This is a genomic window from Barnesiella viscericola DSM 18177, assembly GCF_000512915.1.
GTDB lineage: Bacteria > Bacteroidota > Bacteroidia > Bacteroidales > Barnesiellaceae > Barnesiella > Barnesiella viscericola.
This window is the reverse complement of sequence record NZ_CP007034.1, coordinates 422,432-434,477: the sequence shown is the minus strand read 5'-3', so window position 1 is coordinate 434,477 and position 12,046 is coordinate 422,432. Positions and strand designations below refer to the sequence as shown.

9 protein-coding genes are annotated in these 12,046 nt (G+C 54.6%); all 9 read right to left on the bottom strand.

All coding sequences use genetic code 11. The features are described from left to right. Nucleotides 1-4: 4 nt before the first annotated feature. Nucleotides 5-1,354, bottom strand: coding sequence for an ABC transporter permease (locus tag BARVI_RS01815; protein WP_025277585.1), 1,350 nt, complete (start codon nucleotides 1,352-1,354; stop codon nucleotides 5-7). An 18-nt stretch (nucleotides 1,355-1,372) separates the two neighbouring features. Next, nucleotides 1,373-2,299: an ABC transporter ATP-binding protein gene (locus BARVI_RS01810; RefSeq protein WP_025277584.1), complete on the bottom strand. Its 927-nt coding sequence runs from the start codon at nucleotides 2,297-2,299 to the stop codon at nucleotides 1,373-1,375. A gap of 112 nt (nucleotides 2,300-2,411) precedes the next feature. Beyond that, entirely contained in the window at nucleotides 2,412-4,664 is a 2,253-nt protein-coding gene (dnaG, locus tag BARVI_RS01805; protein ID WP_025277583.1) for a DNA primase, read from the bottom strand. A gap of 447 nt (nucleotides 4,665-5,111) precedes the next feature. Next, nucleotides 5,112-6,461 (bottom strand): dihydrolipoyl dehydrogenase, encoded by a 1,350-nt coding sequence (gene lpdA, locus BARVI_RS01795; RefSeq protein WP_025277581.1) that lies wholly within the window; start codon nucleotides 6,459-6,461, stop codon nucleotides 5,112-5,114. Nucleotides 6,462-6,531: 70 nt separating this feature from the next. Beyond that, nucleotides 6,532-7,989 carry an aminomethyl-transferring glycine dehydrogenase subunit GcvPB gene (gene gcvPB, locus BARVI_RS01790; RefSeq protein ID WP_025277580.1) on the bottom strand — a complete coding sequence of 486 codons (1,458 nt, stop codon included), beginning with the start codon at nucleotides 7,987-7,989 and terminating at the stop codon, nucleotides 6,532-6,534. A gap of 3 nt (nucleotides 7,990-7,992) precedes the next feature. After that, nucleotides 7,993-9,321, bottom strand: a complete 1,329-nt coding sequence (gene gcvPA, locus BARVI_RS01785) for an aminomethyl-transferring glycine dehydrogenase subunit GcvPA (protein WP_025277579.1) — start codon at nucleotides 9,319-9,321, stop codon at nucleotides 7,993-7,995. A gap of 18 nt (nucleotides 9,322-9,339) precedes the next feature. Continuing rightward, nucleotides 9,340-9,717 (bottom strand): glycine cleavage system protein GcvH, encoded by a 378-nt coding sequence (gene gcvH / locus BARVI_RS01780; protein WP_025277578.1) that lies wholly within the window; start codon nucleotides 9,715-9,717, stop codon nucleotides 9,340-9,342. A gap of 30 nt (nucleotides 9,718-9,747) precedes the next feature. Continuing rightward, nucleotides 9,748-10,842: a glycine cleavage system aminomethyltransferase GcvT gene (gene gcvT / locus BARVI_RS01775; protein WP_025277577.1), complete on the bottom strand. Its 1,095-nt coding sequence runs from the start codon at nucleotides 10,840-10,842 to the stop codon at nucleotides 9,748-9,750. A 26-nt stretch (nucleotides 10,843-10,868) separates the two neighbouring features. Next, nucleotides 10,869-11,846, bottom strand: coding sequence for a lipoate--protein ligase (locus tag BARVI_RS01770; protein ID WP_025277576.1), 978 nt, complete (start codon nucleotides 11,844-11,846; stop codon nucleotides 10,869-10,871). Between the last annotated feature and the right edge of the window lie 200 nt (nucleotides 11,847-12,046).

The window sequence follows — 12,046 nt, the reverse complement described above, 5'->3', positions numbered from 1 at the left end:
TTTTTCAGGCTTTGTAGCGTATCCACTTGATCATCTCCTTGTAGCTGGGTTTCTTGCCATACATGAGTATGCCCACGCGGTAGATGCGTCCAGCTACCCAGGCTAACCCGATGGCCGAGCCGTAGAGGATAACCATCGAGAGAACCAACTCCCAGGTCGATACCCCGAAGGGAATGCGCACCATCATCACGATAGGCGAGGTAAAGGGTATCATCGAGCACCACAGGGCCAGCGGTCCATCGGGGTTCTCGGCGCTGAAAATGCCGGCATAGAGGGCAAAGATGATAATAAAGGTAATGGGCACCATGAATTGCTGCGTGTCCGACTCGTTGTCGACGGCCGAACCGATGGCGGCAAACAGCGAAGCGTAGAGGATATATCCCCCGATGAAGAAGAGTACGAAGCAGATGAGCAACTGCGTGATGTTGATGCTGCCCAGCATCTGCTGTATCTCTGCCATGGCACCCATTTCGCCGGTGAGTTGAGCTGTGTCGATTGTGCTCATACCGCTGGTCATGGCAGCCATGTCGTTAATCTGCGAGGGGTCTACGCCTCCGCTCATCGAAAAGTAGGCTCCGGCCGAGAGGAAGATGCCGACCAGGAAGATAATCCAGATGCCCAGTTGGGTGAGGCCCACCAGTCCGATGCTGGTGATTTTGCCGATCATCAGTTCAAACGGTTTGACCGACGAGACCATCACCTCGACAATGCGATTGGTCTTCTCCTGCATCACGCTCGACATGACCTGCCCGCCATAGAGCATGAGGAACATATAGATAATCAGGGTCATGGCCATGCCGATGATGGTCACTACCTCGGTCGAGGTCTGGGTCTCGGCCCCGTCCTCTTCGAGCCGAATGGTATCGACCCGGAGGCTGATGTTCGACTCGTCGATGATGCGCTTGATGTCGGGGATATTGTAAGAGAGTAGTTTCTCGTCTTTGAGATAATCCTCCATCTGCGAAATGATTTCCAATTCGCAACTGGCCGTAATCTGTTTCTGCGAATAGATGGTCATGCCCTGGGGATTGTCGAGCAGGTTGTCCTTGATGATGACGTAGGCGTAGGGGGTGGTGCTTTCGTCGCCGTCGATACGCATCTGTTCGGGCGAGAGACTCCCTTGCGTATAGGTAAAGCGATATTCGTCGGAGCTGTGGTAGACATCTTTATAGAGTCCGGTCTGGTCGATGACGGCAATGAGCCGCGTCTCATCGCTCGACAGACTCGACAGCCAGATGGGGGCAAAGACGAGGGCCACCATGATGATGGGCGATAGAATCGTCATCAAGATGAACGACTTCTTTTGAACTCGGGTGAGGTACTCGCGTTCTATAATCAGCGATATTTTACTCATGATACAGGTGTTTTTAGCTTAGTTTTGTTTCTCTTCGAGAGCCGATTCGCCCACGGTTTCGATAAAAATTTCGTTCATGGTGGGGAGTATCTCCTCGAACCCAGCAATCTGGCACTGTTGGGTGAGCAGCCCGATGAGTTCGTTGTTGCTCATGTGCGGGTCGCGTTTGCGCAGGGTGTAGGCGTGACCTCGCGAGATGGCGCGCGAATCGGTTATCTCGTAGAGGTCGTTGCTTTGCAATTCGCCCTGCTGTACCTCGACCTGGAAGAGGTGTTTCTTGTGCTGCTGGCGAATGTCGTCCACCTTGCCTTGCAATACGGCGTGTGAGCGGTTGATGAGGGTAATCTCGTCGCACAACTCCTCTACCGAACCCATGTTGTGGGTCGAGAAGATGATGGTGGCACCCTTGTCGCGCATTTCGAGAATCTCGCGTTTGAGCAGGTTGGCATTTACCGGGTCGAAGCCGCTGAACGGCTCGTCGAAGATGAGCAGCTGCGGGTTGTGCATCACTGTGGTGATGAACTGTATCTTCTGTTGCATACCTTTGGAAAGCTCCTCGATTTTCTTCTTTTCCCAACCTTTGATGTCAAATTTGTTGAGCCAGTAGTCCATGCTCTCTTTGGCCGCTTTGCGCGACAAGCCTTTGAGCTGGGCCAGGTAGAGAATCTGTTCGCCCACCTTCATCTTTTTATAGAGACCGCGCTCCTCGGGCAGGTAGCCGATGTGCTCGACGTCAGAGGGGTGCAGCGGACGCCCGTCGATGTGCACTTCGCCTTCGTCGGGAGCGGTTATCTGGTTGATGATGCGGATCAGGGTCGTTTTACCGGCACCGTTGGGCCCCAGCAGTCCGTAAATGCCGTTGCGGGGTACGTGCACGGTGACATCGTCGAGGGCCCGGTGAGAGGCATATTGCTTGACGATGTGGTTCGCTTCGAGGTAATACATAGTATTTCGTTAATAGGTATATTGATAGGACAAATAACGGTATAAAATTTGAAATGGACAAGTAAAATGATAAAATTTTATTGTTTTTCGATAAATAAATATTGAATAGACCTTATTTGGGCGATACAATGCGGTCTCCTATCTGTTTGGCCAGGGTGGTTCTCACCTGGTTCAGCTCAACATTCTGTTCAATGAGTTCGTCGACCCGCTTGTCGTCCTTGTTGCGCGAGGCCTCTCTGATTTGCTCCTGTATCTGTTTGATAGCCTGGTCGAGAATGGCATTTTTCAGTTCGTAGATAGCCCGGGGAATGAGTTCCCACAAGCGGTCGGTCTCCGACTCGATTTTTTGAAATTTGGTGTGGACCTTGCTGAGCTGGTATTTCTCGCTCACCAGGTCGACGGCCAGCAGGCTGATGGTCGTGTCGGGGTAGGTGGTGAAATAGCGTTCGAGAAAATTGGTCTCGAAGGTCTGCAACTCCTCGTCTGTTTCGCCAAGGATACGCTCCTGCGCTTCGCTCTCTTTGCGTTGCTTGTCGGCAATGTCGCCACTTTCGAGGCGAATCTGTTCGATAGCCTCGTCGATGCGTTGGCGGCTCTTCGCCTGTAACTCGCTGCGCAGGGCCGATGCCTGCTGCGCCTCGTGTTCGCGTTGGGCAGCCGTGAGCTCCATGATTTGCTTGTAGAGGGGATTGCTCAGTTCGATATGGTCGATAGACAACTCATCGGTAATGTATTCCCACACTTTTTGCCACGACCCTTCGCTCGTTTCGAACAGGTTGCGGTACCCGTAGCGGACGATGTAACGAATGATTTCCCGCTCGTATTTGTCGAGAGGCGAACGGCTGGCTACCCGTTGTGTCAGCGAGTCGTGGGCGATAGGGGCAACTTCGGCCGCATCGGGTGCGACAGGTATGTCGGTGAGAGCATGGGGAGGGGGAGTTTCGCCTCCTTCGGCAGGACTTTCGTTCCCGCCTGCAACGGCCGGTTGCTGAGTGGAGGCCGGTTGTGCAGGTCGGTGCCCGGCCGCCTGGTACCGTTCGCGGGTAGACTGCTGCTCGGCCCGTTTCTGCCGCCGCTTGTTCAGCTCCGACAAGAGCACCTGCTCGTCGATTTGCAGCAATCGGCTGCACTCCTGCACATATACCGAGCGGACAATGGCGTCGGGTATGAGCGAAATACTCTCGACGATATTCGAGATGATGGCAGCCCGCTTGATGGGATCCTCGCCGGCATCTTCGAGAAGGAGCTGGGTCTTGAACCGGATAAAGTCGGTCTCATGCTCCTTGATGTATTTTCTGAACGATTCGGCACTCTGGCTCTTGGAGAACGAGTCGGGGTCTTCGCCGTCGGGCAGCAGCACCACCTTGATGTTGAGCCCCTCTTGAAGAATGAGGTCGATACCTCGCAGCGAGGCCTTGATACCCGGCGCATCGCCGTCGTATAGCACCGTGATGTTGTCGGTGAAGCGATGGATAAGCCGTATCTGTCCAGGGGTGAGGGCCGTACCCGACGAGGCCACGACATTCTCGATACCCGACTGGTGCATCGACAGTACATCGGTGTAGCCCTCGACCAGGTAGCAGCAGCGCTCCTTCTCGATGGCACGCTTGGCCTGGTAGATACCGTAGAGCTCGTTGCTCTTGTGGTAGATGTCCGACTCGGGCGAATTGAAATATTTGCTTATTTTTACCCCCGATTTGAGTATCCTGCCGCCAAAGGCGACCACCTTGCCCGACACGCTGTATACGGGAAACATTACCCGGCCGGCAAACAGGTCGTAGATGCTTCCGTGCTGGCCTTCGCGACACAGTCCCGTTTTGAGCAGGAACTCTGTCTTGTAGCCTCGTTTCTTGGCCTCCTGGGCCAGTGCGTCACGCTTCTCGGGCGAATAGCCAAGCCCGAACTTGCGGATAATATCTTCGTTGAAGCCCCGTTCCCTGAAATAGGCCATACCCACCGAGCGCCCCTCTTCGGTCTCCAACAGCGAATGGCTGAAAAACTCCTGGGCAAAAGCGTTGATCACAAACATGCTTTCGCGTTCGGTTCGCTTCTGTTTCTCTTCGTCGGTCAGCTCCTTTTCATGAACCTCGATGTTGTATTTCTTGGCCAGGTACTTCAGCGCTTCGTAATAGGAGAGCTGCTCGTGCTCCATGATAAAGTGTATGGCACTGCCGCCTTTCCCGCAACTGAAACATTTGCACACCCCTTTCGACGGAGAGACGCTGAACGAGGGCGATTTGTCGTCGTGAAACGGACACAACCCCCAGTAATTGGCTCCCCGTCGGCGCAGGCTGACGAAGTCGGAGACGACGTCGACAATGTCGGTCGCGGCCATAATCTTATCGATGGTTGCCTGGTCTATCATCTACTCTCTTTTTTGCCCCACGAAGATAACGATTTCTTTACGATAATGGCTCGTGGTATCTTACTTTTTTCATAGGAGAAAAACGATTGCCTGGGTTCTCTCTTTGGGGGCCGGATTTTGCTAAAAAATTCAATGGGTATATTAAATAATGTTGTATAACAGTTTTTTGTAGCATAAATTCTTGCGGGCGACACAAAAAAGAGATACATTTGTCACGTGTTTTTCATAGTATTAGATTTAAGGTTAATGAAGATTGGTTGTCGTGAGACAACCTTTCCTTTTTTAAACCCTTTGTATCTCTCTGTAAAATCCCTGTCCGATAAATAATTACGAGACAAAAAACAACTGGTACAACACCGATAAATGTGTTGCATCGGGGTGCGACTCATGAGTTGAGCCGATAAGCTAATGGGTATTTCCCGAGGAAATGACTGGCTGGCCGGGGAGTCAAAATTCCCGGGCACACTCTTGCAGCACCTCCGAAAGGGTGGGGTGTGCATGTATCATCTCTTTCAGTTGGGCGATGGTGGTACCTCGGTTCATCAGGGCCGATACCTCCTGCACCAGGTCGGCGGCATGAGCTCCGAAGATATGCCCGCCTATGATTCGTCCGTTCTCGTCGGCAATGAGTTTGCACAAGCCGTCGGGCTCGCCCATACTCACCGCCTTGCCGTTGGCCCGGAAGAGCGATTTTTTGGCCGTGAAGGCGATGCCTCGTTGCTTGCACTCCTCCTCGGTGAGTCCCACCATACCGGCTTCGGGACGTGTAAATACGGCTGAGGGGATAATATGCAGGTCGATGTTGCTCTTCTCGCCGAGCAGGTGGTCGATGACCTTTCGTCCCTGGAACGAAGCGGCGTGGGCCAGCATGCAGCGACCGTTCACATCGCCTATGGCGTAGATGTCGGGCACGTTGGTTTGCAGGTTGTCGTCGGTCTCGATACCTTTGGGCGAGTAGTGTATGCCCACTCGGTCGAGTCCCAGACCTTCGACGCGGGGAGCGCGTCCGGTAGCAATCAGCACGGTGTCGGCCTCGACGGTGTGCTCCTGATTTTTCCAGGTGTAGCGTACGGTCAGAGCCGGGCCGTTTGGTTCGATACTCTTCACACCGGCCTGGTTGAAAAATTCGATGCCCCGCTTGCCGAGTACCTGTTTCAGCCGTTTGCTGATGTCGGTATCGAAGTTGGGCAGAATCTCTTTGGCAAATTCGAGCATGGTGACCGCGCTGCCCAGGCTGCGGAAGATGGAGGCAAATTCAAGCCCGATGACCCCGGCGCCCACGATGCAGAGTCGGGCCGGAACGTGGTCGATGTCGAGCAGTTGGGTCGAGGTGACTACCCCGGGCAACCCACTCCCTTCGATGGGTGGGATCTTGGCCGTCGAGCCGGTGGCGATGAGCATGTGACGGGCCGTGTAGGTCTCGCCCGAGGCACTCTTCACCGAGTGGGCGTCGAGCAGTTCGGCCCGTTCGGGTACGTAGGTAATCAGTTTGTTTTTCAACAGAAACTCGATACCGGCGGTCAGTTGGTCTACCACCTCGTTCTTGCGGGCCACGATGCGGGCCATGTCGACCGTGGGGGCCGAGGTGATGATTCCCATCGTCTGGCTGTCGGCCACCGTGTCGGCCACCTCGGCGCTGCGGCAGAAGCATTTGGTGGGGATACACCCCTCTTGCAGGCAGGTACCGCCCGCCCGGCGCTCTTCAAACAGGGTGACGCTTAATCCCTTCTTGGCAGCATATAGAGCCGTCTCGTATCCGCCGGGACCGGCTCCGATGATGATAATATCGCTGTTCATGTGCATGAGAAATAAAAAACGGAGTGGGAAAAGCGCAGGACGCCTTCCCCCTCTCCGTACAGATGTGGTTTTAATAATTCAAATCTTTGAAGCGCAAGATAGGATTCTTGGCCGCAGTAGTTTCGTCGAGCCGGCGTACGGGTGTTACGTGTGGAGCGCTCTTGACCATTTCGGGGTCGTCGATGGCTTCGCGGGCCACGGTGCGCATGGCTTCGATAAACTCGTCGAGCGTCTCTTTCGACTCGGTCTCGGTGGGCTCGATCATAATCGACTGATGGAACAGCAGCGGGAAGTAGATGGTCGGTGCATGGTATCCGTAGTCGAGCAGACGTTTGGCCACGTCGAGAGTCGTCACGCCGGTCGATTTGTCGAGCAGGCCGTCGAAGACGAACTCGTGCTTACAGATGCCCTCGATGGGCAGGTAGTAGCAATCTTTCAACGACTCTTTCACGTAGTTGGCATTCAGCGTAGCCAGCTCACCGGCATGTTTGAGGTTCTCCTTGCCGAGTGAGAGAATGTAGGCGTATGCCCGCATCATCACCCCGAAGTTGCCAAAGAATCCCGATACGCTGCCCAGGCTGTCGGCACTACCCTCGACGGCGTAGCGGTCGCCGTGTTTCACCACGCGGGGACGGGGCAGATAGTCGACCAGTGCGGCAGCCACACCTACGGGGCCGCTACCGGGACCACCGCCGCCGTGCGGGGTCGAGAAGGTCTTGTGCAGGTTGATGTGCATGATGTCGAAACCCATGTCGCCGGGGCGGCAACGGCCCAACAGCGGGTTGAGGTTGGCTCCGTCGTAGTAGAGCAGACCGCCGCAACCGTGTACCAGTTTGGCAATCTGGGGAATCTCTTTCTCGAAGATACCCAGCGTATTGGGGTTGGTCATCATGATACCGGCAATCGTGTCGTCGAGCAGCGGTTCGAGTTTAGCCACATCGATGGTACCTTCGGGCGTAGAGGGAACCTCGACGATTTCCAGTCCGCACACGGCGGCGCTGGCCGGGTTGGTACCGTGGGCACTGTCGGGGACAATCACTTTGGTTCGTTTCAGGTCGCCCCGTTTGATGTGATACTGGCGCATGAGCATGAGGCCCGTCAACTCGCCGTGAGCTCCGGCAAAGGGGTTGAGGGTGAACTCGGCCAGACCCGAAATTTCGGCCAGAGCGTGTGCCAGTTCATAATAGAGCCGCAGGGCCCCTTGTACCGACTCTTCGCTCTGCCGCGGGTGCAGCGAGGTGAAGGCCGGCAGGGCCGCCATCTCTTCGTTGATCTTGGGGTTGTATTTCATGGTGCAGGAGCCCAGCGGATAGAAGCCGGTCTCAACGCCGAAATTCTTGTTCGATACGTTGGTATAGTGGCGCACCACGTCGAGTTCGCTCACCTCGGGCAGCTCGGCCGGAGCCGTTCTTCTGAGCGATTGGGGCAGGTCGGCCAGCGAATAGTTGCCAAAGTCCGATTGGGGTAGGGAGTAGCCTACGCGTCCCGGCTTTGAAATCTCAAAAATAAGTTTGTTGTAATATTTCATGGCTTATCCCTCCTGTTCGATTAGTGAAACCAAATTGTCAATCTCTTCGCGAGTGCGTTTCTCGGTCACGCAGAATAGGAGAGCATCGTCGGTTCCCTCGACGGGAATACCGGCCAGGAAGCCTTTCTCTTCGAGATGTTTCAGCAGTTTCTCCCGATTGAGGGTGGTGCGCACGGCAAACTCTTTGAGGAAGGGTTTGTCGAAGCAGAGCGAGAATTTGCCCGTGGCCAGCAGCTTGTCGCACAGGTAGTGGGCTCCGGCGTAGGATTTCTCGTTGACCTCCTGCAAACCGCGTTTGCCCATGAGTGCCATGTAGATGGTCACATACAGGGCCATGAGCGACTGGTTGGAGCAGATGTTGCTGTTGGCCTTCTGGCGGCGTATGTGTTGCTCGCGGGCTTGCAGCGTCAGCACGAAGGCCCGTTTGCCGTCGACATCTTTCGTGGCGCCAACGATACGGCCCGGCAGCTTGCGCACCAGGTCGCGGGTAGCGGCCAGATAGCCTACGTAGGGACCGCCGAAGTTCAACGGCATACCCAGCGACTGACCGTCGCCGCAGGCAATATCGGCACCCCATTCGCCGGGCGTTTTCAGTACGGCCATGGCCGAGGGGTCGGCGTTGACGATGAAGAGCGTCTTGTGGGCGTGCGTGCTTTCGGCAAAGCCGGTGAAGTCCTCGATGATACCATAGCGGTTGGGAGTACTTACAATCACGCCGGCCACGTCGTCGGCAGCCAGCATCTGTTCCATGGCGGCCTTGTCGGTCACACCCTCCTTCTCGGGAATGTAGTCGAGTACCACACCGTGAAAACGAGCGTAGGTCTCTACGACGGCAATTACCCGTTCGCTCACGGTACGCGAGATAATCACCTTGTTGCGTTTCTTGGCGTGGGCGATGGCCATGAGCATGGCCTCGGCCGTGGCCGTGGCACCGTCGTACATCGAGGCGTTGCAGCACTCCATGCCGGTGAGCTCGCAGATCATGCTTTGGAATTCAAAGATGTATTGCAGCGTGCCTTGCGAAATCTCGGGCTGGTAGGGGGTATAGGCCGTGAGGTACTCCGAGCGGGCGATGAGCTGGGCAATGACCGAGGGAGAGTAGTGGTCATAGGCTCCACCGCCGGCAAAGGAGATGAGCGGGTGGTTCAGGTTGCCCAACTCCTTGAAATAGCTTCGTACCTCGTCTTCCGACATCGATTGGTGCAGGTTGTAATCTTTGTCGAAGCGAATGCTTTCGGGAATCTCGGCATAGAGGTCGTCGAGCGACGATACGCCTATCCGTTCCAGCATTTCGGCAATATCCGATTCGGTATGCGGAAAATATTTGTACATGAGTTCCTCCTTCGTCGATTATTCGCAAATAGCTTTGTAAGCCTCGGCGTCCATCAGGTTGCTCAACTCGGCCGTGTCGTTGATCTTCACTTTGCAAATCCAGTTGTTGAAAGCGTCCTCGTTCAACAGTTCGGGTTTGTCTTCCAGGGCTTCGTTTATCTCTACGACGGTTCCGCTGATGGGCGACAGCAGGTCACTGGCGGCTTTCACGCTCTCGACGGCTCCGAACTCTTCGCCTTGGTTCAGCTCATCGTCTACCTCGGGCAGGTCGACATATACCACGTTGCCCAGTTGGTGTTGGGCATAGTCGGTGATGCCGATGTAACCGAATTCGCCTTTAACTTTTAACCACTCGTGTGATTCGGAATAATAAAGTCCGTCCAATACTGTACTCATAATCTTGCTATTTTTAGGTTTATCAATAAATCATTTTTTATAGTTCTTTTCGTAGAAGCGTTTCTTGACGACCGTTCCCTTGAAAAATTTCTTGCGAATGTGTATCTCTACCTCGGTACCCAGAGTGGCGTAGGCGCTGTCGATGAGAGCCATGCACACACTCTTGCCCGTCGATATGGAGTTGTAGCCTGTGGTGACGTGGCCGATGACCTTGCCGTCGGCATAAACTTCGTAACCGCTGCGGGGGATAGCCTTGTCGGCCAGTTCGATGCCTACGATTTTACGTTTGGCTCCTTCGGCCTTCTGGCGGGCGATAGCCTCTTTACCGATGAAATCGTCCTTGTCGAGTTTGACAAACATGCCCAAGCCGGCTTCGATGGGGGTGATATCCTTTTCGAGTTCGTGTCCATAGAGGGGTAATCCCACTTCGAAGCGAAGGGTGTCGCGACAACCCAGTCCGCAGGGAGTTACCCGTTTCGAGCCCACCAGCACGTCCCACACCCGGTTGATGAAGGCATGGCTGCCGTAAATCTCAAAACCGTCTTCGCCGGTATATCCCGTGCGCGATACGATGATGGTCTCGCCTTCGCACGCAATCTCCTTGCAGGTGTAGAATTGCAGCTCCTTCACGTCGAGGTGCAGCAGCTCTTCGATGCAGGCTTCGGCCTGTGGACCCTGCACGGCCACCTCGCCGTAGTAGTCCGACTGGTTTTCGATATTCAGGTTGTATCCGGCACTGTGCTCGACAATCCATTGGTAGTCTTTCTCGATGTTCGAGGCATTCACCACCAGGAAGAAACGCTCGTCGGCCATCTTGTAGACCAGCAGGTCGTCGACGGTGCCGCCATCGGGGTAGAGCAGCATGCCGTAGAATATTTTCCCCGGCTCGGCACCCCGTATGTTATTGGTGAAAATGTAGTTGATGTAGCGCTCGCTGTCGGGGCCGGTGATGAGTATTTCGCCCATGTGCGACACGTCGAATATGCCGGCGGCATGGCGCACGGCATTGTGCTCCTCGATAATCGAGGTGTATTCAATAGGCATGTCAAATCCGCCGAAAGGCATCATCTTGGCACCCAGGTCGAGGTGTTTCTGATGCAGGCACGTTTTTAAGATATCTTCCATAGTCAACAGGTGTTTTTATGATCATTCTATGTTGGGTCGTTGAATAAGATGCGGGTGAATGCCTCCCGGTCGAGCCGGTGTATGTAGTTCTCGATAGGTGCCTCGTCGAGCACCCGGTCAAAGGCTTCGCGGGTGAAGGGCACTTCGCGGAAGCGGTGGAGGAATGCGTCGATTTCGCCCACGGGGAAATAGTCGCCCATGAGATTCAACGCCTTGACGATACCGTTCTTGATTTCGATGCGGGCCTCTATCTCACCGGCCGAGCCGTATCCCCGGCGCACCAGCGTGTAGCGCGGGTTGTTGCCCAGGATCCACTCCTCTTTGAGATATTCCTGTTCGATTTCACCGATACGTGCAATGTCGTCGGGGGGGAGGCACTCCTCGCTGTCGCAGAGCGACGAACGCATGAATTGCTTGAACTCCTCGATGTCGATGTCGAGATACTCTTTGAGATTGGTCACCCGTTTCCGCACCGATTCTACCCCTTTGGTGATGAGTTTCTCGTTGCTGGGGGTGATGGAGAGAACCAGGTTTTCGAGATTGGTATCGAAGAGCATGGTGCCGTGCACGATGCTGCGGCCGCCCACCCGGTAAAAGGCGTTGCCCGATACCTTTTTCCCCTCGACCGTGATGTCGTTTCGCCCCGAGGCCTGAGCCTTGACACCCAGCTTGTTCAACGTGTGGGCAATGAGTTGCAGGTAGCGGTCGAAGGTGAAACTGACGTTGAAATCGTCGGTGATGTAGGAGAACATGATGTTGCTGAAATCGGCATAGACACACCCTCCGCCCGATTTGCGGCGGTAGTATTCGATGCCGTGCGAACGCACGTAGTCCATGTTGATTTCGTTTTCCATCAACTGGTTTCTGCCAAAGATAACGGTGGGATTCACCTGCCACATGAAGAAACAGTCTTCGCCGGTACGCGTGCGGGCAATGTATTCTTCCATAGCCAGATAGAACGATAGACGGCGAACGGTTTGATCCGGCAGGGCGATATATCTCATAGGTATCAGGTCAACAGTAAATAGTACCTTACAAATTTAGCTATTCTTTTGTAAAGGACGATGATTTGCACTGAAATTTTCGCGATTTTTATTTCCTCGTGACTTGGGGCGCTTACAAATTGAACGGGAAGAACTGTTGTGGTTTGCGGGGGCACTGCGGGAGTGATGTTTTTCGAGGAGTTGCCGATTCGAGTTTTTTC

Coding starts and splice junctions, on each gene's coding strand:
- lpdA (WP_025277581.1), bottom strand. CDS start 6,461: ATGAACAGCGATATTATCATCATCGGAGCCGGTCCCGGCGGATACGAG.
- gcvPA (WP_025277579.1), bottom strand. CDS start 9,321: ATGTACAAATATTTTCCGCATACCGAATCGGATATTGCCGAAATGCTG.
- gcvPB (WP_025277580.1), bottom strand. CDS start 7,989: ATGAAATATTACAACAAACTTATTTTTGAGATTTCAAAGCCGGGACGC.
- gcvT (WP_025277577.1), bottom strand. CDS start 10,842: ATGGAAGATATCTTAAAAACGTGCCTGCATCAGAAACACCTCGACCTG.
- dnaG (WP_025277583.1), bottom strand. CDS start 4,664: ATGATAGACCAGGCAACCATCGATAAGATTATGGCCGCGACCGACATT.
- BARVI_RS01770 (WP_025277576.1), bottom strand. CDS start 11,846: ATGAGATATATCGCCCTGCCGGATCAAACCGTTCGCCGTCTATCGTTC.
- BARVI_RS01815 (WP_025277585.1), bottom strand. CDS start 1,354: ATGAGTAAAATATCGCTGATTATAGAACGCGAGTACCTCACCCGAGTT.
- BARVI_RS01810 (WP_025277584.1), bottom strand. CDS start 2,299: ATGTATTACCTCGAAGCGAACCACATCGTCAAGCAATATGCCTCTCAC.
- gcvH (WP_025277578.1), bottom strand. CDS start 9,717: ATGAGTACAGTATTGGACGGACTTTATTATTCCGAATCACACGAGTGG.